This is a genomic window from Neobacillus piezotolerans, assembly GCF_003362805.1.
GTDB classification, from domain to species: domain Bacteria; phylum Bacillota; class Bacilli; order Bacillales; family Cytobacillaceae; genus Bacillus_D; species Bacillus_D piezotolerans.
Genome location: NZ_QNQT01000004.1, coordinates 171,618 through 190,851, shown reverse-complemented (window position 1 = coordinate 190,851; position 19,234 = coordinate 171,618). Strand labels below are relative to the sequence as shown.

General features: G+C 46.6%; 23 protein-coding genes. 13 read left to right on the top strand and 10 right to left on the bottom strand.

Annotated elements, in window-relative coordinates; all coding sequences use genetic code 11:
* Nucleotides 1-15 precede the first annotated feature (15 nt).
* Nucleotides 16-1,347, top strand: a complete 1,332-nt coding sequence (gene brnQ, locus DRW41_RS11910) for a branched-chain amino acid transport system II carrier protein (RefSeq protein WP_115452225.1) — start codon at nt 16-18, stop codon at nt 1,345-1,347.
* A gap of 209 nt (nt 1,348-1,556) precedes the next feature.
* Here the strand turns inward: brnQ and DRW41_RS11905 are convergent, their stop codons facing one another.
* The 3 genes from DRW41_RS11905 to DRW41_RS11895 form a co-directional block, all read right to left on the bottom strand.
* Nucleotides 1,557-2,030, bottom strand: a complete 474-nt coding sequence (locus tag DRW41_RS11905) for a flavodoxin domain-containing protein (protein WP_181884525.1) — start codon at nt 2,028-2,030, stop codon at nt 1,557-1,559.
* 107 nt (nt 2,031-2,137) lie between these two features.
* Nucleotides 2,138-3,484 carry an amino acid permease gene (locus DRW41_RS11900; RefSeq protein ID WP_115452223.1) on the bottom strand — a complete coding sequence of 449 codons (1,347 nt, stop codon included), beginning with the start codon at nt 3,482-3,484 and terminating at the stop codon, nt 2,138-2,140.
* A gap of 32 nt (nt 3,485-3,516) precedes the next feature.
* Nucleotides 3,517-4,224 carry a DNA alkylation repair protein gene (locus tag DRW41_RS11895; RefSeq protein ID WP_115452222.1) on the bottom strand — a complete coding sequence of 236 codons (708 nt, stop codon included), beginning with the start codon at nt 4,222-4,224 and terminating at the stop codon, nt 3,517-3,519.
* A gap of 503 nt (nt 4,225-4,727) precedes the next feature.
* Here DRW41_RS11895 and DRW41_RS11890 point away from each other — a divergent pair.
* Complete coding sequence (locus tag DRW41_RS11890) at nt 4,728-5,426, top strand: CAP domain-containing protein (RefSeq protein WP_115452305.1); 699 nt, start codon at nt 4,728-4,730, stop codon at nt 5,424-5,426.
* On the opposite strand, the gene DRW41_RS11885 is transcribed toward DRW41_RS11890, so the two are convergent.
* The gene (locus DRW41_RS11885; protein ID WP_115452221.1) at nt 5,413-5,646 is read right to left on the bottom strand and encodes a hypothetical protein; all 234 of its coding nucleotides are present in this window, start codon (nt 5,644-5,646) and stop codon (nt 5,413-5,415) included. The two genes, DRW41_RS11890 and DRW41_RS11885, sit on opposite strands and share 14 nt — an antisense overlap.
* Here DRW41_RS11885 and DRW41_RS11880 point away from each other — a divergent pair.
* Together DRW41_RS11880 and DRW41_RS11875 are read left to right on the top strand one after the other, a co-directional pair.
* On the top strand, nt 5,627-6,334 hold the full coding sequence (locus DRW41_RS11880) for a DUF3784 domain-containing protein (RefSeq protein ID WP_115452220.1): 708 nt from the start codon (nt 5,627-5,629) through the stop codon (nt 6,332-6,334). The two genes, DRW41_RS11885 and DRW41_RS11880, sit on opposite strands and share 20 nt — an antisense overlap.
* 127 nt (nt 6,335-6,461) lie before the next feature.
* The gene (locus DRW41_RS11875; RefSeq protein ID WP_115452219.1) at nt 6,462-7,037 is read left to right on the top strand and encodes a histidine phosphatase family protein; all 576 of its coding nucleotides are present in this window, start codon (nt 6,462-6,464) and stop codon (nt 7,035-7,037) included.
* Between the two features lie 208 nt (nt 7,038-7,245).
* Here the strand turns inward: DRW41_RS11875 and DRW41_RS11870 are convergent, their stop codons facing one another.
* The 4 genes from DRW41_RS11870 to DRW41_RS11855 all read right to left on the bottom strand — a co-directional run bounded on the left by DRW41_RS11870 (nt 7,246) and on the right by DRW41_RS11855 (nt 10,377).
* A complete protein-coding gene (locus DRW41_RS11870) occupies nt 7,246-8,556 on the bottom strand; it encodes a DUF4179 domain-containing protein (RefSeq protein ID WP_115452218.1) in 1,311 nt (436 codons plus the stop codon).
* Nucleotides 8,549-9,070, bottom strand: a complete 522-nt coding sequence (locus DRW41_RS11865; protein ID WP_245959419.1) for a sigma-70 family RNA polymerase sigma factor — start codon at nt 9,068-9,070, stop codon at nt 8,549-8,551. Before DRW41_RS11865 ends, DRW41_RS11870 begins: the two co-directional genes overlap by 8 nt.
* 99 nt (nt 9,071-9,169) lie before the next feature.
* Nucleotides 9,170-9,949, bottom strand: a complete 780-nt coding sequence (locus DRW41_RS11860; RefSeq protein ID WP_142752230.1) for a hypothetical protein — start codon at nt 9,947-9,949, stop codon at nt 9,170-9,172.
* Nucleotides 9,916-10,377 (bottom strand): GNAT family N-acetyltransferase, encoded by a 462-nt coding sequence (locus DRW41_RS11855; RefSeq protein WP_115452216.1) that lies wholly within the window; start codon nt 10,375-10,377, stop codon nt 9,916-9,918. The genes DRW41_RS11860 and DRW41_RS11855 overlap by 34 nt, the downstream gene beginning before the upstream one ends.
* Before the next feature lie 154 nt (nt 10,378-10,531).
* Here DRW41_RS11855 and DRW41_RS23620 point away from each other — a divergent pair, with 154 nt between their 5' ends.
* Together DRW41_RS23620 and DRW41_RS11850 are read left to right on the top strand one after the other, a co-directional pair.
* Complete coding sequence (locus DRW41_RS23620) at nt 10,532-10,666, top strand: hypothetical protein (protein ID WP_281272304.1); 135 nt, start codon at nt 10,532-10,534, stop codon at nt 10,664-10,666.
* Between the two features lie 152 nt (nt 10,667-10,818).
* Nucleotides 10,819-11,040: a hypothetical protein gene (locus DRW41_RS11850; protein WP_245959418.1), complete on the top strand. Its 222-nt coding sequence runs from the start codon at nt 10,819-10,821 to the stop codon at nt 11,038-11,040.
* A gap of 51 nt (nt 11,041-11,091) precedes the next feature.
* Here the strand turns inward: DRW41_RS11850 and DRW41_RS11845 are convergent, their stop codons facing one another.
* On the bottom strand, nt 11,092-12,042 hold the full coding sequence (locus DRW41_RS11845) for an urea transporter (protein WP_115452215.1): 951 nt from the start codon (nt 12,040-12,042) through the stop codon (nt 11,092-11,094).
* A gap of 180 nt (nt 12,043-12,222) precedes the next feature.
* On the opposite strand from DRW41_RS11845, the gene DRW41_RS11840 reads away from it, so the two are divergent.
* From DRW41_RS11840 to DRW41_RS11810, 7 genes are read left to right on the top strand one after another with little or no spacing between them, the layout of a single operon-like run.
* A complete protein-coding gene (locus tag DRW41_RS11840; RefSeq protein WP_115452214.1) occupies nt 12,223-12,525 on the top strand; it encodes an urease subunit gamma in 303 nt (100 codons plus the stop codon).
* Between the two features lie 23 nt (nt 12,526-12,548).
* Nucleotides 12,549-12,869 (top strand): urease subunit beta, encoded by a 321-nt coding sequence (gene ureB, locus DRW41_RS11835; RefSeq protein ID WP_115452213.1) that lies wholly within the window; start codon nt 12,549-12,551, stop codon nt 12,867-12,869.
* Entirely contained in the window at nt 12,869-14,578 is a 1,710-nt protein-coding gene (gene ureC, locus DRW41_RS11830) for an urease subunit alpha (protein ID WP_181884524.1), read from the top strand. The genes ureB and ureC overlap by 1 nt, the downstream gene beginning before the upstream one ends.
* Nucleotides 14,579-14,587: 9 nt before the next feature.
* Complete coding sequence (gene ureE / locus DRW41_RS11825) at nt 14,588-15,043, top strand: urease accessory protein UreE (RefSeq protein ID WP_115452212.1); 456 nt, start codon at nt 14,588-14,590, stop codon at nt 15,041-15,043.
* Complete coding sequence (locus DRW41_RS11820) at nt 15,036-15,722, top strand: urease accessory protein UreF (protein WP_115452211.1); 687 nt, start codon at nt 15,036-15,038, stop codon at nt 15,720-15,722. The genes ureE and DRW41_RS11820 overlap by 8 nt, the downstream gene beginning before the upstream one ends.
* Before the next feature lie 23 nt (nt 15,723-15,745).
* Nucleotides 15,746-16,357, top strand: a complete 612-nt coding sequence (gene ureG, locus DRW41_RS11815; RefSeq protein WP_115452210.1) for an urease accessory protein UreG — start codon at nt 15,746-15,748, stop codon at nt 16,355-16,357.
* The gene (locus tag DRW41_RS11810; protein WP_115452209.1) at nt 16,357-17,181 is read left to right on the top strand and encodes an urease accessory protein UreD; all 825 of its coding nucleotides are present in this window, start codon (nt 16,357-16,359) and stop codon (nt 17,179-17,181) included. The genes ureG and DRW41_RS11810 overlap by 1 nt, the downstream gene beginning before the upstream one ends.
* Nucleotides 17,182-17,346: 165 nt before the next feature.
* On the opposite strand, the gene DRW41_RS11805 is transcribed toward DRW41_RS11810, so the two are convergent.
* Complete coding sequence (locus DRW41_RS11805) at nt 17,347-19,023, bottom strand: SWIM zinc finger family protein (protein ID WP_142752229.1); 1,677 nt, start codon at nt 19,021-19,023, stop codon at nt 17,347-17,349.
* Nucleotides 19,024-19,234 lie beyond the last annotated feature (211 nt).

The following is a 19,234-nucleotide window of genomic DNA, read 5'->3' as shown; positions in this document are numbered from 1 at the left end:
AAGGGAGAGTTAGAGATGAAAAAGTTTGATACATTGTTTATCGGATTCATGTTATTTTCGATGTTTTTTGGAGCTGGCAATCTAATTTTCCCTCCAATGCTTGGCGCCTTATCAGGAACATCCTATTGGCTCGCAATGGCGGGATTTATCATAACGGCAGTCGGGCTTCCACTTGCGGTCTTGATTGCCGTTTCCCTTGTAAAAGGAGGAGCGGAAGCGCTCGGCAACAGGGTCCATCCTACATTCAGCGCAATCTTTATGGCCGTCGTCTACCTGTCAATCGGGCCTTTCCTGGCAATCCCTAGGAACGCGTCTGTTGCATTCGAAATGGGCATCTTGCCTTTCGCTCCTGAATCTTTTAATAAAACGTTGGCATTGTTTGTGTATTCGGCTGTTTTCTTCCTCATCGTTTACTTAACAGCCCTAAACCATAAAAAGATGGAGAAATATATGGGGCGCTGGATTACTCCGGTCCTTCTTATTTCAATTGTCACACTATGTACTGCCGGTTTCATAAAATTGGGCGGCGATTCGAACGCTCCGACTGGCGGATATGAAAAAGGGGCTTTCTTTAAAGGTTTCATTGAGGGGTACAATACAATGGACGCCCTTGCCTCACTGGCATTCGGAATTGTTATTTTAACTGCCGTCAAACAGCGCGGCATCAGCAATGAGAAGCAGCTTACCCGTTATACAGTGAAAGCGGCGGCGATCGCAGGCTCACTTCTGGCGCTTGTTTACGTATCGCTCGGCTATGTTGGCGGAAAGATGGGTATAACAGGAACTTTCGAGTCCGGAACGGAATTGCTCACCGCAACTTCCGCCTTCCTCCTTGGAAATAGCGGCCCAGTCCTGCTTGGCCTGATTTTCACACTTGCCTGCTTTACAACGGTTGCCGGCCTTACAGTCGCATGCGGACAATACTTCTCGAACCTTATTCCAAAGCTGAGCTACAAAGCGGTTGTTTCCATGGTGGCACTTGTCGGGTTCGTCCTTTCAAACGCCGGTTTGGCTCAAATCCTTAAAGTTTCGGTTCCATTCCTGGTTACCGCATATCCGCTCACAATTGTGCTTATTACGCTGAGCTTCTTCCATCGCTATTTTAAAAACCCTCGCCGGGTTTATGGAACCGCGATGCTGTTTACAGGAGTTTTCGCGGCAATCAGCGGCTTAAGCACCTTTGGGCTGGACCTCGGGCCAATCCTTACATTAAGGAACGCACTTCCATTTGCTTCAGCGGGAATGGACTGGGTAGTTCCCGCGCTAGCCGGCACCTTGATTGGCATGGCAATGGGCGGCAAACCAAAAGAACTCCCAACTCAAAACACAGAACTTAAAGCATCCTAATTAAACATAGTGAAGCAGGGGCCATCCCCTGCTTCATTTGATTTCCAACGAATTTTCAACATTGTATAAGTTTAGCTAAGCATCTCGCCGCCTAATTTCCCCAAATTCACTCAACTCAGGGCCCTAGAAGCTTCTATCGGGGAATTCTGCCCCGAATCAAAAATAAAGCCATTCCCAGCAATAGAGGAATAGCCCACTCCAATTAACAATCAATTAAATTTCGCAGCAAAAGCCTCTATGGCTTCCTCATTTAGTCCCACCTTATCCACCTTCTGCCTCAGGATGGACTTAGCGATGCTCCTTTCAAGCGGGTTCAGCTCCTGAAAATGAATTTGGTACCCAAAAATAGCCTGCGCCTCCGCGCGGTCTCTGAATTCCTTGGGAAAAGCATTCTCAAGTTCCTTTTCACGTTCCGCGGGATCCGGGTGGGCTCCACAAATAAACAGTCCGAGCCTTTTTCCGAGCAGCTCTTCCCGGTTCTTCACCATGAACATTGCGAGTGTTTTTTGAATTTCCCCAAAATAGATCGATCCACCGATTATGACTGTGTCAAACTTGGAAAGCTTCGGCAGTGTGTCCGAAACCCTGGCCGTCCTTGTCTCTCCATGCAATTTTCCCGCCAACAGCGCCACGGCATGTTCAACGGTGCCATGCTTTGTTTCATACACAATCAATGTCTTCATAACAACCGGCCTCCGTTTCGATGCATTCTCCATTCCTGTTCCACAAAAATGGCCGGCGAAAACAAAATAATTCCAAATTAAATGTCCGTTCACGAACAGGAGCATCCTTAATGGCTTTCCTTCATTTTATAACTTGTAAACAGTACCGCGAACCAAATCGGCGCGACAATGAACGCTACCGCCATTCCTTCGATAAAGGCCATGGCAACGACGACTGCCGTCAAGGCCGCAAGCGCGAAATAGGAAGAGTACGGATAAAACGGCATAGGGAATAATCCACTTACGCTTCCGCCGGATTCCCTGAACTTCATATGCGTCAGAATGATGACCGTCCAGCTTGTTACCGCGGCCACAGTCGCAATCGATGTTATATAATAAAACACCTTTTCAGGGACAATGTAATTAAGGAAAACCGCAACCAGCAATATGGCTGCTGAAAACAGGACACCGCGGACCGGTACTCCCGATTTGCTCAATTCCCGGAAAAAAGCTGGCCCGTTGCCCCCGTTGCCCTGGTCCGCCAAACTGAACAGCATCCTCCCCGTTCCGTACATGCCACTGTTAAATGCGGAAAGAGCAGCGGTAAGGACAACAAAATTAATTATATCCGCCGCGGCGGGCATGCCAATTTTATCAAAAATCAGGACGAACGGGCTGCCGGATGTGCCTATCTCATCCCAAGGATACAAAATCATTATGATTCCAAGCGCGCCGATATAAAAAATAAGGACTCTCCAAATGACATTGTTGATGGCTGAAGGAATGGTCCTCTGTGGATTCTCGGCCTCCCCCGCTGTCAATCCGATCATCTCAATCCCGCCAAAGGAAAACATGACCATTACAAGCGAAAGGAGAAGGCCGGATACCCCATTTGGCGCGAAGCCCCCATGTTCCCAGAGATTCCCGAATCCAACCGGCACTCCGCCATTGCCTAACCCAAATAGAATGATGCCAAGCCCCGCGATAATCATGCCGACTATCGCTACTACTTTAATTAGTGCGAACCAAAACTCGAACTCGCCGTACGCTTTAACATTTACCAGGTTGATTAGCGTCATGATCACCAGGGCGGCAAGCGCCGAAACCCATTGCGGAACCTCCGGAAACCAATGATTGATATAAACCCCGACAACCGTAATCTCCGCCATTCCAACGACAATCCAGTTAAACCAGTAGGTCCAGCCTGTCAAATAACCCGCAAATGGACCAACGTATTTATTCGCATATTCGCTAAAGGATCCGGAAACGGGATTGGCAACCGCCATTTCCCCTAACGCCCTCATGATGAAATAAATAACGGCTCCCCCGAACAAATAGGAAAGCAGGATGGCGGGGCCGGCAAGCTTGATTGTCGCGGCTGAACCATAAAACAGCCCCACACCAATTGTTCCGCCCAAGGCAATCAGTTGGATATGCCTGTTGCTTAATCCCCTTTTTAATTTGTTCTCTTCCATGCTTCCCGCACCTTTCCGAGTTCATTAAAGCATTAGCAAATGCATGTCTTCTTCTTTACCCCAATTTTTCCTTTTTGCTCAACTTTTTTAATATAGTCTGCGGCTAAAGGGACCTTACAGGCAGTATTTCCTACATTTACTTGAACCTTCCCAATGACTTCGGCAACCCTAATTGCCTCTTCATGCAACGGCTTTACAAATGAACCCGCGCAAATCACAAACAAATTCATTACATAGCGAACCCTGTTTCTCTCGGAGTGGATGGATTTCTCAATGCGTTTCAATAATCCCCTGATTTCATCAAGGTCAAGTTTTCCGTCCGGGATAATGGAAATATAATTGGCGTAAGTGCTCCATCCACAAACAGCAATATTTTCTTCCCCGGATTCTATCCATTCCCCGGCAAGTTCAGTGGCGAATTTGCTTTCGGCTGCCGCGCCCGCGACCGTATATTCGGCAAGCCCATGCCAATTCGCCCCTTCTGCCCACTCCTGAAGCGTGGTTTTCTCCATAAGCTTTGGATTTATGGCAAGCCCCGCAAGGTACATGGCATCATAATTCCCTGTATTGTAGAGCGCCAAAGCGAGCTCCTGGTCCTTCTTTATGTATTTCACAAGCTTTTTCAAATCGCCAACCTTCACCCCAAACAGCGGCTCAATGGCACCATGCCGCAAAAAGGTTCTTTTCGTTTGCTCCGTCCCCATCTCCGCGAGCTTTTCCATTACTTCTTCTAATGTCATTTCCCATCCCCCTTTATTATTTTTACTAATTATACCACTATCCATCAAAACCGCTTAAGGGGACAGCCGGACAGCATCGTTTCCTTTTTATAGCCATAGCCCACCTTATTTCCATTTATATTTTGCCCATTCCGTCGAAAAATAAGGACGTACCACTATATTGTCCAAAGGAGGCGTACGATTTGATAAAAAAGACCGTGGGCATAATGGCAGCAAGTGTCCTGACGTTGGGCCTCGCAGCCTGTAACGCCAACGATAACAACAATAGAAACAACGCAATGGATCACGGAACGGGAGCTTACAATGTCCGTGACAATAATGGGGACTGGGACAACGGCAACAACAACCTATTCGGCATGGACCATGAAGGCCTGCTGACCGAAGAGTGGAATCCAGGCCATGATGATGACAGGAATGACCGGTTCGGCCGTGATAACCGGAATGACCGCAATGACGGGTTTGGAACGTTCAGCAACAACCGCCATGGTAAAGACCGGGATGGTATGTTTAATATCTCCAGTTACGAAACCACAATGGATAGCCAAAATTATCCGGAAACTGGAGCGATTTTAGTTCAGCCAGCCAAATACAAGTTTCTTCGAATCGACCCACGTACCGGACAAATCCAAAACTATCCGGACGGGGACCGGTATTGGCAAATCTCTATCCCGCAAAACTCAGGCGCACAGCCTCCGGTCATGCAACCAGGCCAAGCACCTAAACAACAGGCAGCTCCTCGGCAGGGACAGGCAGCAGCGCCTCAGCAGCAGCAAGCTTCGCCAAAACAAGCTCCTGCAAAGCAGCAAACTGAGCCAACAGCAGGAATTAGCAAAATGGCACAGCAAGTCATTGACCTTACCAACGTCCAGCGCCAGCAAAACGGGCTTCCTCCATTAAAGGCGGATACAAAGCTGAGCGGCGTCGCTTTGAAAAAATCACAGGATATGCAGCAGAAGAACTACTTCTCGCATACAAGCCCTACCTACGGATCGCCTTTTGACATGATGCGCGACTTCGGCGTCACCTACACAAGCGCCGGAGAAAACATCGCAATGGGGCAGCGCACAGCAGAGGAAGTCGTGCAAGCCTGGATGAACTCGGAAGGCCACCGCAAAAACATCCTGAACCGCGATTTCACCCACATCGGCGTCGGATTTGAGCAATCCGGCTACCATTGGACACAAATGTTCATCCGCAAATAAAGCCGCAAGCCGGGTTCCAGTGGAGCCCGGCTTTTTTGGTAAAAGAAAAAGCCGCAATTAACTCGCTTCCTCCACTACTTCTTTCGGCGCCTACGCACCAAACTCCATCCTGCAATATTATTTTTTCATCCGCATCAAGCCTCAAAAATGGAAAAGTATAGTATTCTTGAACAAAGGGCACTAACGAAGGAGGCGTCTTTATGCTGGCGTTATTTTTCATACTAATGGGCACCGCCCTGCTGCTCCTCCTGCTCGGCTGGGCAGTCAGTAAAGGCGGGTACTGGCTCATCTCTGGATTTGCCTTTCGGCCGAAGGAAGAGCAGGAAAAATTAATAGAGGCCGGTTTTCCGCAAAAGGTAGGGAAACTTTTAATGGCTACTGCCGCCGGAATGGTCTTATTGCTCCCGCTCCTGTTCACTTCATTTCCATACGCGGTCGAGGTAATAATCGGTTTCATGCTCATCTTTTTGCTGGGCGGCATCATTTATCTTTCACGTTATGAAGTTCCGGAAAAACGGAAAAAGAGCTATATCATAAGTTCCGGAATTGCCCTGATTACTTTCGTTTCACTCGGGGTCTTAATGTTCTTTGGCTATCAGGAAACCGAGCTGATTTTTAAAAAAGAGGGAATTGAAATCACCGGGATGTATGGCGAGGAAATTCCTTACGGGGACATACAGAACGTGAAGCTCCTTGAAGAAATGCCAAAGGCAACGGTAAAAATCGACGGCTTCGGCACGAGCCTGATTGCAAAAGGCAAATTCAAACTCGATGGCTACGGGCCAAGCCTGCTGTTCATCCAAAAAGGCAAACCGCCCTACCTTCAAATCAAAACAAAAGACCGCCACATATTCATCAACAGCCCTGACCCTGATATCACCCGCTCCTGGGTGGAAAAACTTAAGTGAAGCATTGCCAGCGGGCAGCGAATCATCTGCTCCATTCTTCGTTTCGCAAGTTGTCCATCCACAGGGAAGAAGGAATCCTTTTGTGCAAACGAGAACATCTAAATGAATCATCACATTGGAGGCCATTATGACAAAATTCGGTTTTATCCGCCACGGAAGCACGGCATGGAACAAAGAAAGGCGCGCCCAAGGAAGCTCTGATATACCTCTTGACCAGGATGGAATCAACGAGGCGCGCATGCTCGCGGACAGGCTATCCGGCGAAGAATGGGATGCCATCTACGCCAGCCCATTGCTGCGTGCCAGGCAAACAGCTGAAATAATTGTAGGCAGTCTCGGAATAGAAGAAATCCACTTTGACCCAAGGCTACGTGAAATTGGCGGCGGCCAAATAGAGGGGACAATCGAAGAGGAGCGCATTGCAAAATGGGGCAGCGGCTGGAGGGAACTCGACCTCGGAGTAGAAAAGCACGAAGAAGTACTGGAGCGCGGGCTCCCCGCCATTAAGGATATTACGGAAGCCCACCCTGGCAAAAACATCCTCATCGTCAGCCATGGGGCATTTATCAGGAAAATAGTCAGTGAACTCGTACCAGCCATGAAAAATGAACCCCCTCTCAACAACACCTCAGTTACCCTTGTTGGGCATACAGGCGAGGTATGGGAATGCGGGCTCTACAATTGCACGAAACATCTTGGATAAAGGTAGCAGGAGACTGGATCTCCTGCTTCAATTGGCCTTCGCAGGAACCGGAATAGGGGTTATGTCCCGAAAGTTCACTTGACGAAGCTTTCTAAGTCCTATCGGGTTCAATGATCTGCTTTTTTTTGCAGAAATTGTTCCCGGATAACCATTATTTCTTTTTTTATGTTAAAAAGGGCAAACCCGCCCGCGGAGCTTGCCCATCACCTTATTTTATCCGTATTTTTTCCTCTGATTGAATCCATGCAGGGTAAAAATTCAATTCCATGGACAAGGGATTTTTATATTTTTTAAGGTTAGGGATACTTATCGCAAACTCCGTATATCCCTCTACTTCATATTTAGTAAATCCAGCCGTAAAGACTTCTTTGCCTTCTGCATCTCTCATCATCCCATTTAGAAAGTAATTGAATTCCCCTTTCGTATTCATTCTCAGGGAGAGTTCGTTTCCGTTCGACACTTTTGCATGGCCAAATTTCCATGGATGGGGCTGCTTTAGGATGGTTCCCTGTTCCGTATCCACTATTAAATAGGCTTCACTCTTGTCAACCGCCTGGATTTTCCCCGGAATAAGATAGAGCTCTTTCGGTTCCCTGAAATAATTGCTTTGAACATAAAGAACTCTTTTGTCATCGGCAACACCCCCGGATGCGGTAATGCCGTTCGAAATTTTATTCCACGTCTCGCCATGTTCATCCACTAGCCTGATTTCATCAAAGGATAGAATTCTTTTTGAGTTATCAGGGTCCATTTTGACATGGATGGCTACCCTGAGCGGATAGATTTCAACTTTTTCAAAAGTAATCTTTTGTCCCTCGATTGAAACGGTTTTATTCAAGATGAATTCTTTTTTCGAGGAAATTTCCTTATTCAGTTTAAAATCAATCTCATGTTCATTACCCTCAATCTTTACAATTAAATTAAAGGATCTCGCTTCAAGTGGTTCCTGGAAGGTAAAGTCCATGGTTCCGGTAAATGATTTCTCACCTTCTAGAGAATAATGCGGCATACCAAAGCTGGAACTCCCTAGTAAGAACGTTTTCCCATCCGTATTTTTCAGCCTGGCATCCTGAATGATAATTTCCTTACGCTCTGTCACCGTATCTATCGTATAAAACAACAATAAACCCGTCTCATCCGCGATTGCCCGTGTAATGGTAAAGGTAACTCCATCCTTTGTGCTCGAGACACCGATTTCCTGGTCGTATTCGGATTCAAGCGCAGCTATAACACCTTTATCGCCTTGAATTAAGTCAACGAGCTTTGCAAATCCTGGCAGTTCTGAAATATATCCCGCGAAAGCAGGGGAAAGTCTGATCGAGGCAAAAAAGCTTATTAAAATGACGGCTGCGGCGGCAATGGAGAAAATGCTTCTCATCCGCTGCTTAGCCCTCTTCTTCTCACGCCTGCCCTTTTCAAAGCCTTGCAATATAGCTTCATCCAGTAAATCTTCCGGGACAGGAAGGCCATCAACAATCCGTTTGTAATCGGCAAGCTTTTCTTCTTCCAAACTATGCACGGTGCCTTCCCCCTTTCTCGTCCAGTTTGTCCCTAAGCGACCTTAGCGCCCTGTTTAGCCAGGTTTTGATCGTGCCTTCAGGATGGTTGAGGGCCACCGCGATTTCACTGATTTTCAAATCCTGAAAATACTTCATTGCCAGGATTTCACGCGAGCGGGCGTCAAGCCCATCCATCGCATCCCGTATTTCGAATCCTTCATGGCGCTCAAGTCGCCCTTCTTTATGGATAAATGCCTCATCAAGGACCACCCGCTTCTTTTTGTCCAAAACATCATTGCAGTAGTTGATCATGATCCGGATCAGCCACGTTTTGGCAAAAGAAGGTTCCTTTAGCGAGCGGATTCCCCTATAGGCGCGAAATGTCACTTCCTGTACAGCTTCCAAGGCATCCCCATCGTTCCTTAAAAATGCGAGGGCCGTTTTGTATAAATCGATCTTGCAAGCCTGCATCAAGTCGAGAAAGGCCTCGTCATCCCCCTTGATGGCATCCCTCGCCAATTGTTCAATTTCCACCAACCCGCCCCCTTTCTATCCATTAGACAGCCGAACCACAAAATAGTTTTAACTTTTTTATAAAAAAAGGAACCGATAAGGTCCCTCTCCGACAAACGCTTATTTTCCAGTCCGAACCGAGGTTTCACTAATCACATAACTTAGTTCAAGGCGGCCCAGCCATTTCTCGGCCTCGCTTATTTTCCTGCTGATACCGTTCGTATCTTCGTGATATTCAAGGCCCTCAACAGGAAGATAGCCGAACTCCGATTTTGCGATCCTGCGTGCAATCATCACCCATTCCGCGTCTGTCATCTTTCCGTTCGAGAATCCCTTTATGTATTCGGCGTTCTTCCTTGAAAACGCGCAGGAACCGGCCGTAATATCGACTTCCTGCCCCAGTTCGAGGGAAACGATTATATTGGTGATCCGCTCGGTTTCCTTCCACTCGACCGGGTGGGTTTCCATCGCCCGTTCCGTCCGCCCCAGTATAAGGTAGCTATACTCGGGAATCCTCTGGATAATTTGCTTCAATTCACCCAGGTGGTTCTTCCCCCAAGTCAGCAGCCTGTCAAAATCGCAATAATGAAAATGCCCGGAATCGCCTGTTAGGCCGAATCTGACCGATTCCCTGCGCGCTTCGGCCGCCCCCTTTTTAGGAATGACCTTCACATTGAACCCGCTGCGTTCCATCACCTCAACCAGTTCGGCGGAAGACTGGTCGCTGATTGCAATGAACAGCTCCGCATACATGCTTTCCAAATCGTTTTGCAGCTGCTTGAAAAGCTCGACTTTTTTACCACTTGGATCATGAACGACTGTTATTAGCGCCACCTTGCCCATTTCGCCACCCCATTTACTATTCGTTATGACGGAAAATACTCCATCGGCTCTTTGCAATGTGAATAGCCATTCCTTTCGTAAAAGGGAATCCCTTCCTCACTCGGCCACACGATGATGAATTCATACTGGTTCTCTTTAGCCCATTCATTTATGGCTGTTATCAATTTGCCGCCAATTCCCTTGCCCCTGTATCCCGGCACCGTAAACACATTGGTCATGTAGGCAAAAGGGCGGGTAACCCTGCCTGGGCGGGGCACTTTTTGTATTAGATCGATGTAGATATGGGATAAGACCCTTCCTTCTTCTTCAGCAACCCAAATGAACCAATCACCGCCATCGATTGCCTTTTCCAAAAAGGCCCTGCATTCCTTTTCGAATGCTTTATATTCGCTGTCCAGCGCGGCGGATGGATAATCTTCCATCGTAAAATCCCATCTCATTTTAATCAATTGATCGATATCTTTTTTCCCGGCAAGCCTGATCATACTCTGTCTCTCCCTCAATCTATGTCTCTATGTATACAATTCCCTTTAAATCTGCCAACTCCTTTTAAATTCCTGCGTTTTCTTTTGTTAAATTATCTGAACGCTTCACCAAACAATGGCAGCATGTACGAATTCTCACAGAGGGGAATGGATCATGGCTAAAATTCCATTGGCTGAAGCCGTTAAACTAAATCGCATCTTATGTAAAAGAATACAGGTACTTGAAGGGGAAGTGGACCGAGTTTCATTTGCGAAGATGGAAAAAGGCGCGAAACCGGCTACCAATTAGTGCAATGACGCCTGATAGCTAAACTAAGGCTATTTTTGCTTCCCCCGTGAATCCCTCTCCCGTTTTTGGGAGGGAATTTTTTGGTCCTGGAGTAGTATTTCAGCATTAGCGTATAATGTAAAAAGCAGCATAGAATTGCAGGAGGGATTTTCTTGATTGAAGATTTTAACGTAAACCTGATGTTTGAGGACCAGCATCATGAACGCCATAAATTTAAAGTAACCGCCAAAGGAATGGACTTCCGGGGAATCATGCATAAAGGAGAAATAAATTGGTTCCATCCATATCCCCATCGGCATTTTGAAGAAGAGGACGTACAGGTAATTGAAACAAGAGTCCATGAATTATTTAACGACGGCACAATAAGCGGATAATCTGGAAGACACCCCGCCTGTATGAGTCGGGGTGCCTTTTTGTCCAATCCCTTAAAGACCCGGCAGAACCTTTCTTACCAAGAGAATAATCCAGGTAGTAAATACAAATGGCATCGTTAAAGCGGGTAATCCATATGGCATTAGCCACGTATCGAGGCTCGCCGTCAATGGAACTGTTAAAAAGGCGGCAATGATTCCGGATAAAAGGTGCGGGATACCCCCTTTTTTGTCACGAAAGACATATGCCGCAGCAATGGCAGCTAAAATTGCGTTATAACCATAATGCCCTTCATAAATCAGTGTATGTTCCCCTCCAAGCCAGTAAGCAGTGAACAACGCAATCACATTCCCCAAAACAGCGAATAATGCATATCTCCATCCAGCGACGATTACCGCGGCAAAAAGCAGGACACCTGCTGCTGTATGATCAATGAAAAAAATCTGGCTAAGCCCGCTGACTGCCCCTTCAATCCAATTGATTTCCCCTTTAATATTCAATTTCCAGTGTGCCAACGACTGTGGAACAAGATCCTGAGACAGTTGAAAGGATTTTAAGCGATAGGAGACGAGCAGCATGGACCATGTTAAAAGGATGTAGGGAGCGGTCAGTATGGGAATTTTCGTATTCCTCATCCAAAACATCATTACTGCGGTCAAAATCGCGGCTGCCGCTGCTCCGAATAAGGCGATTATCCAATCATTTGGCCCACTGAGAAACATAAACAGCGCAAGGCCGGTCAATACAGAGTTATAACCGAAGAGGCCTTTGCTTAAGCCATCTCCATCAGCCCTGCCTTTTTGGGCGACAAGCGTTCCTATTAAGGATGAAATGAATGCTATAATGGCAAGTTTATACGATGCGATGGTTATTGCGAGCAAAATAATCATTCCAGAAATGGCATTTTCAATAAGCAAGACTTGCGAAAGCCCTCTCAATGTTTCTACAATTAAAGTTTTAATTTTTCCCTCATTCCAGGAAAGCACCGCCTTATCCTTTTCCATTTCTTCATCCCCTTTTCCAATCTCCCGCCCTCATTTTAGTGTTGTCAGGAGCACGTTAAACATACGGACGGTATTCATTGAAAGACAATTTAATTTTTATCGTGTAAAGAGACTATTAATTGTAAATAATAGGCAAAGTGTTATTGCCTAGATTTTAAAATTAGTAAAGGAGGCCCTGCCATGCTGTTATCACCGCGCGAAGTCGAAAAACTGATGATTGTAGTCGCTGCCGATCTTGCAAGGAGGCGGAGGGAAAGGGGATTAAAATTGAATTATCCGGAAGCGGTTGCCCTGATTACCCATGAAGTGCTTGAAGGAGCCCGTGACGGCAAAACCGTTTCCGAGCTGATGGAATACGGCGGAACAATTTTATCCAACGATGATGTAATGGATGGCATTCCAGATATCCTGGACGATATCCAGGTAGAAGCAACATTCCCGGATGGGACAAAGCTGGTGACCATACATAGCCCAATAAGATAAGTGACGACAGGAGAGAAACATGCATGCAGCCAGGACAATTATTTTTAAAAGAAGAGGACATCACCATTAATGTGGGACGGCCAAAAACAACCCTTAGAGTAAAAAATACGGGGGACCGCCCCGTCCAGGTTGGTTCCCACTTCCATTTTTTCGAAGCAAACGAGGCACTCCAGTTCAACCGGGAGGAAGCACTCGGGAAGCGCCTGAACATACCCGCGGGAGCCGCCGTCCGTTTTGAACCGGGAGATGAAAAAAAAGTCGAATTGGTCTGTTATGGCGGAAAACAAAAAGTTTATGGGTTTAACAACAAAGTAGATGGGTCTGTTGAGAAAGGGTGCAAATAATGACCAACTTATCACGAAAACAATACGCCCAAATGTATGGCCCGACAACCGGGGATTCCATCCGCCTGGCTGATACCGATTTATTCATCCAGGTTGAAAAGGATTATACGACATACGGAGAGGAAGTTGTCTTCGGCGGAGGGAAGGTCATCCGTGATGGAATGGGGCAGCACCCTCTTGTAACGAGAGGGGAAAATGTCCCTGATGCAGTTATCACGAACGCCGTTATCCTCGATTACACCGGAATCGTCAAAGCCGATATTGCCATTCGCGACGGCAAAATATTTGCAATCGGAAAAGCCGGCAACCCGCTTGTGATGGACAATGTCGATATCGTCATCGGCGCAGCGACCGAAATCATCGCTGGAGAAGGGATGATTGTCACGGCTGGCGGTATCGATACGCATGTCCATTTTATTAATCCTGCGCAAATTGAAACGGCGCTTGCCGCTGGCCTGACAACCCTCATCGGCGGAGGGACCGGTCCGGCTGCTGGGTCGAGGGCGACAACGGTTACGCCCGGTCCGTGGAATATTCACCGCATGCTTGAAGCGGCTGAAGGAATGCCCATAAACGTAGGCTTCACCGGCAAAGGGCAGGCCGCTTCGGAAGAGCCGCTGGCCGAACAAATCCGCGCTGGCGCCATCGGTTTAAAAGTCCATGAAGACTGGGGCGCGACAGCATCAGCCATTGACCATGCCTTAAGGGTTGCCGACAAATACGATGTACAGGTCGCCCTTCACGCCGATACCCAGAATGAATGCGGATTTATGGAAAATACGATGGCAGCCATCAACGGAAGGGTTCTTCACATGTACCACACCGAAGGCGCTGGCGGAGGCCATGCCCCTGACTTGCTTAGGTCAGCGAGCTATATGAACATCCTTCCGTCATCGACCAATCCTACCTTGCCTTATACAGTCAATACAATTGACGAGCATTTGGACATGATGATGGTGTGCCACCATTTAAACCCTTCAATTCCTGAAGACCTCGCTTTCGCGGATTCGCGTATCAGGCGTGAAACGATTGCCGCCGAGGATATTCTTCAGGACATGGGCGTTTTGAGCATGGTCAGCTCGGATGCCCAGGCGATGGGCCGGATTGGCGAAGTTATTCTTCGTACGTGGCAGGTCGCGGACAAAATGAAAAAACAGCGTGGAACGATGCAGGGTGACAGCAAGCTTTCCGATAACAACCGCGCAAAACGGTTCGTAGCAAAATATACGATTAACCCGGCCATTACCCATGGCATTTCCGAGTATGTCGGATCTGTGGAAGTTGGAAAAATCGCCGACCTCGTCATTTGGTCTCCCGCCTTTTTTGGCGTAAAGCCTGAAATGGTTATTAAAAATGGATTTGTGGTTGAGAGCCTGATGGGCGATCCGAACGCCTCCATCCCTACGCCCCAGCCGGTTATTTACCGGCCGATGTATGCGCAAATGGGAAAGGCGCTCTATAAAAGCTCCATTACATTCGTTTCGCAAGCGGCAGTTGATGACAAAGTGGATGAAAAGCTTGGTTTGGAAAAAATGATTTTGCCAGTACGTGGCATTCGAAAGCTGACGAAAAAGGATATGAAGCTGAACTCCGAAACACCGGAAATAACAGTCGACCCCCAAACCTATGAAGTGAGAGTAAACGGAGAGCTTATTACATGCGAACCTGTTTTCGAAGTCCCTATGGCCCAAAGATACTTTTTATTTTGAGGTGAGGAAATGATTATTGAAAATATCGTTGCAAATATAGATGACCTTGAAAAAGCGGACTTGGAAAAACGCCATATTGAACGGGTCTACCTCGAAAGCGCACATTTGGTGAAACGCATCCAACGGGTGAAAACTGACCATGGGAAGGAAATAGGCATCCGCCTGAAAAGCCCCCGGGATTTAATTGCTGGGGACGTGCTCTATATGGACGAGAAAAATTTAATAATGGTTGACGTGCTTTCCGATGATGTCCTGGCTATCCGTCCTCGGACCGTGATGGAAATGGGCACGATCGCCCACCAGCTTGGGAACCGCCACTTGCCCGCCCAGTTCGAGGGCGACGAAATGCTTGTCCAGTACGATTATTTGGTGGAGGAGTTGCTTCAGGATTTGCAAATTCCTTTTTCAAGAGAGGAACGGAAAGTAAAGCAGGCCTTCCGCCATATTGGGCACAGCCATGGATAGCCGGCTCCTCCCCTTGTTTCAATTTTGCGATTCAAGCTTTCCTTCAGGGGCTTTCAGCCATTCATTCGGCCTTGAAACGTACATCCAGGAAAACGAGGTGCATGATGAGGCTTCCTTTCTCAACTGGCTCCAAGTCTATCTGAATGAACAGCTCATTTATTCCGACGGCCTTGCATCAAGGCTGGCCTATGAAGCCATCGCGGAGCAAACTTATGAAACGGTATGGCGGCTAGACCGATTTCTTACCGTCCAAAACCTTCCAAGGGAAACCCGGGAAGGAACGCAGATGGTCGGGGGGCGGATGCTAAAGCTCGCGAAAGTGCTGTACGACATTCCCGTACTGGAGGAATATGAAGCCAGGATCCGGAAAAAGGAATCCTTTGGGCACCCCGCGATCGTCTTTACCGCAATCGGCCATCACCTTGGCGCGGGATCAGCCACCACTACTCGGCTCTATTTATACTCCACGGCGGCAAACCTTGTCCAAAATGCGGTCCGGGCCATTCCGCTCGGTCAGACTGCCGGCCAAAAAATCATATACTCCCTGCTAGGAATGGTAGATTCCGCTACAGAGAAGATACAGGAACTAGGAGAAGATGATTTCGGGATCGTTTCACCAGGACTGGAACTATCCCAGATGAAACATGAACGTGTGAATGTCCGGATATTCATGTCGTAAAACAGGTAAAAGGAGTGTTCTGAATGGATCCAATTAAAATCGGTGTTGGAGGGCCTGTCGGAGCAGGCAAAACCATGCTTGTCGAAAAGCTGACACGCTTTATGCAGGAAGAAGTCAGCATGGCGGTTGTGACGAATGATATTTATACAAAAGAAGACGCCAAGTTTTTGATGGAGAACGGTGTCCTTCCTGATGACCGGATCATCGGGGTCGAAACCGGCGGATGTCCCCACACCGCGATTCGGGAAGATGCATCGATGAATTTTTCCGCCATCGAGGAATTAATCGAAAGGCATCCGGATTTGGAGCTTATTTTTGTCGAAAGCGGCGGGGATAATCTTGCTGCCACATTCAGCCCCGAACTCGTCGACTTTTCCATTTACATTATCGACGTGGCCCAGGGTGAGAAAATTCCCCGCAAAGGCGGACAGGGAATGATTAAATCCGACTTGTTCATCATAAACAAAACCGACCTGGCCCCGCATGTCGGCGCCCGGCTTGAAGTGATGGAGTCAGATACAAAGGTATTCCGCGGCGAAAAGCCGTTTGTTTTTACCAACCTGAAAGATAACGATGGCCTGGATAGCGTGATAGATTGGGTCAGGGAGAATGCCCTTTTAAAAGGACTGGCATAATGGGGAACTGGACCGGGATTTTACGGCTCGATGCGGAAGAGCGCCGCGGAAAAACAGTTGCAAGGAATGTGTATTTTCAGGGGGCATTGAAAGTCATGCGCCCGATTTACCATGATGAATCGGGCCAGGCTTGCTATTATATCCTGAATCCTGGCGGAGGCTATCTTGACGGGGACCGTTACCGGATGCAATTTTTGCTTGAGGAAAACGCAAAGCTGACATTGACCACCCAATCCGCGACAAAGGTTTACAGAACCCCTAAGCTGGACGCCTACCAGGAAACCGAGGTCATTATGAAAAAGGGAAGCTATCTGGAATACATTCCGGATCCGCTGATCGCATACAGGAACGCCAAATACAGGCAAAAAAACGTTTTTCGCCTTGAAAAAGGAGCAACCCTTTTTTACACAGACATTATCACGCCAGGCTGGTCGCCTGACGGGAAACTGTTCAGCTACAGCATGCTGCAATTAATGAATGAGATTTATATTGATGATCAGCTTGCTGTTTTTGACCATATAAAACTGTCACCTTCATCACAAATTATTGCTGGCCTTGGCTTTATGGAGGGATACACGCATTTGGGCTCCATGATTGTTGTAGGCGAACAAACAAGCCGCGAGCTCCTCGATCGCCTGTATCAAGATGTCCATTCAACGGAGAAAACGTATTCAATCGGTTTATCGATGCTCCCTGTCCCCGGATTCGCAATGCGGATCCTAGCCAATTCGACACAGGTGATTGAAGGTATATTTTCCGATTGCCACCATATTCTTAGTAAGGACTGGTTCAACAAACGGCCAAGCTTCCTTAGGAAATATTAGTCCATAACCCGCCAACCGACTTGGCCGGGTTGTGGTTCTTTTTTTAAAAACCTTTATTTCTCAACACTGAACGAAATTCAATCAAACGTTTGATTGAATTCGCTGAAACCTTGTTAATACAAGAAAGCGCCCGGTTCCCCAGGCGCTTTTCGCATTCGAAATGTGCTATTTGATTTTGTTGAGCTCCTCAATAAATGCAGGGCGTCTCTGGTATTGGCTCTTTAGATGATCAATTAGTAAATTGGCATCTCCTGAACCGCAAGCTTTTTTATATGTGCGGATAACTTTGCACACTCCCTTATATTTCTTTCGGTCTCCCGCCTCTTTGGATTGCTGTTTGATATAACTGCTGAAAAGTACACTTACTTCTCGCGGGTAATCCTCTATAATATGCTCATATAAGTTCATGATTTCAATCTTGTGGTTTTGGCAATACAGCAGGATTCGGCTCGTTTCCGACTCACTTTCAATGATATGTCTGTACACACTGGAGAAATTTTGATTCTCTAATTCATTAAGAATTGATTCCTTCTCCAGTTCCCATTCCCCCGGCGGGAACAACCCCTTATAAATCGGATAAAAATCCGAGTTGTTATTCATTAATAATTCACGGGCCAGCACTTTTTGATTTTCGATGTCGCCCATTTGCTCGTATGTTTTATATCTGTACCTTTTCCACAAGTCAACCCGTCCCGGCAAACTGGAATTAAGTACAATGCCGTCTTCACATAGCTGGAGTCCCTTTGTAAAATCTCCCTTCTCCAATGCTCTAAGAATAGCTTTTTCCCTAAATGTTTTATAGCGGATATTAGATTCCAAAAATGCTTCTGCCTTTTCTTCTGTATCGAACCTCTCAATCAGCATTAATTGGAGTACCTTTAGTTCTTCTATTTCATAATCTGAAGACCAGTTATCAGGTTCCTCATTTTCCAAAAGCTGTTCAATAAGCTTCTCTAGAAGACTTCGCATTTTTTTGTTCCCGGAAAATGCCGCCGCTGCCTTTAATAATTCATGCCTCCATTCACTCCAGCCGTCATACCGCTTATTTTTTGCCTCTTTGATTATTTTCTTAAAAAGTACTTCTTGTCTTTGTTCTGATTCTACTTCTGATGCCTTTTGAGCTGATTCTTTTATAATTTCCGTTGCCTCATTCAATATAGGCGATATATAACCCGAGTCATCCGAAAAGTCGATCATCTTCACGATTGGGGGCATGACAACGAGAGAAATACCAATAGCCTGGTTATAGAAGCCTCCCTCAAGCCGCTGTACTGCCCTTTCCAAAGCCAGCTCCGCTCCTTTGACTGCAGGGCCAACCTTGTTCCACGAAATGAACCCTTTATATTTTTCTTTGTTAATACTCTCCGTAACAAGTGTCTTGCATTGGGAAACCTCATTGTCGTCAACTGAATACCTAAATTGAATTTCCTTTTCAATCTCAGGGTATTGATCCGACAAATCACAAACAATCTTTATTAATTCATCCTTATCCAAGGTTGAAAGGATTTTTGGCAAATCGCTCTGCTGAGAGGCTTGTCCGGGATTTACTTTTTGTATGGTGGTTTCATTTTTGTCCATCATCTCCCTAATCTTGTAAAGAATCGCAGCCTTATGCTTGCAATGTTCTGTCCAATCATACGGGCAATCACATGTTAATTCATCGATTTCCTGCCGGGAACTCAAATGGGCTCTAACGGAATAAACATCAGATCCGGTAATAATTGCTTTAAACTCACCATCGGCACTTTGAATAATGTGATCCACTTTATTTTTGTAAAAATAATCCTTACCCCGCTTTAAAATTTCCGGGTCAAAGTACTCTTCAAAGTTATGAATATCCATATTTCCCCCCATTCTAAGCCTCTTAATACACACTATCGGCAAACAAACTGATATTTATTCTGATTATTTCATAGTATAACAGACCCGCCCAATCGTCAGGCCGGAAAATCACCGGCTTTTAAAATTCCGCCTTAGGAAAATATTAGTATGAACTTTTTAATTACCTAATTTCAATTCTGACGCATGTTTCTAGACCCTTTTGGAAAAATAG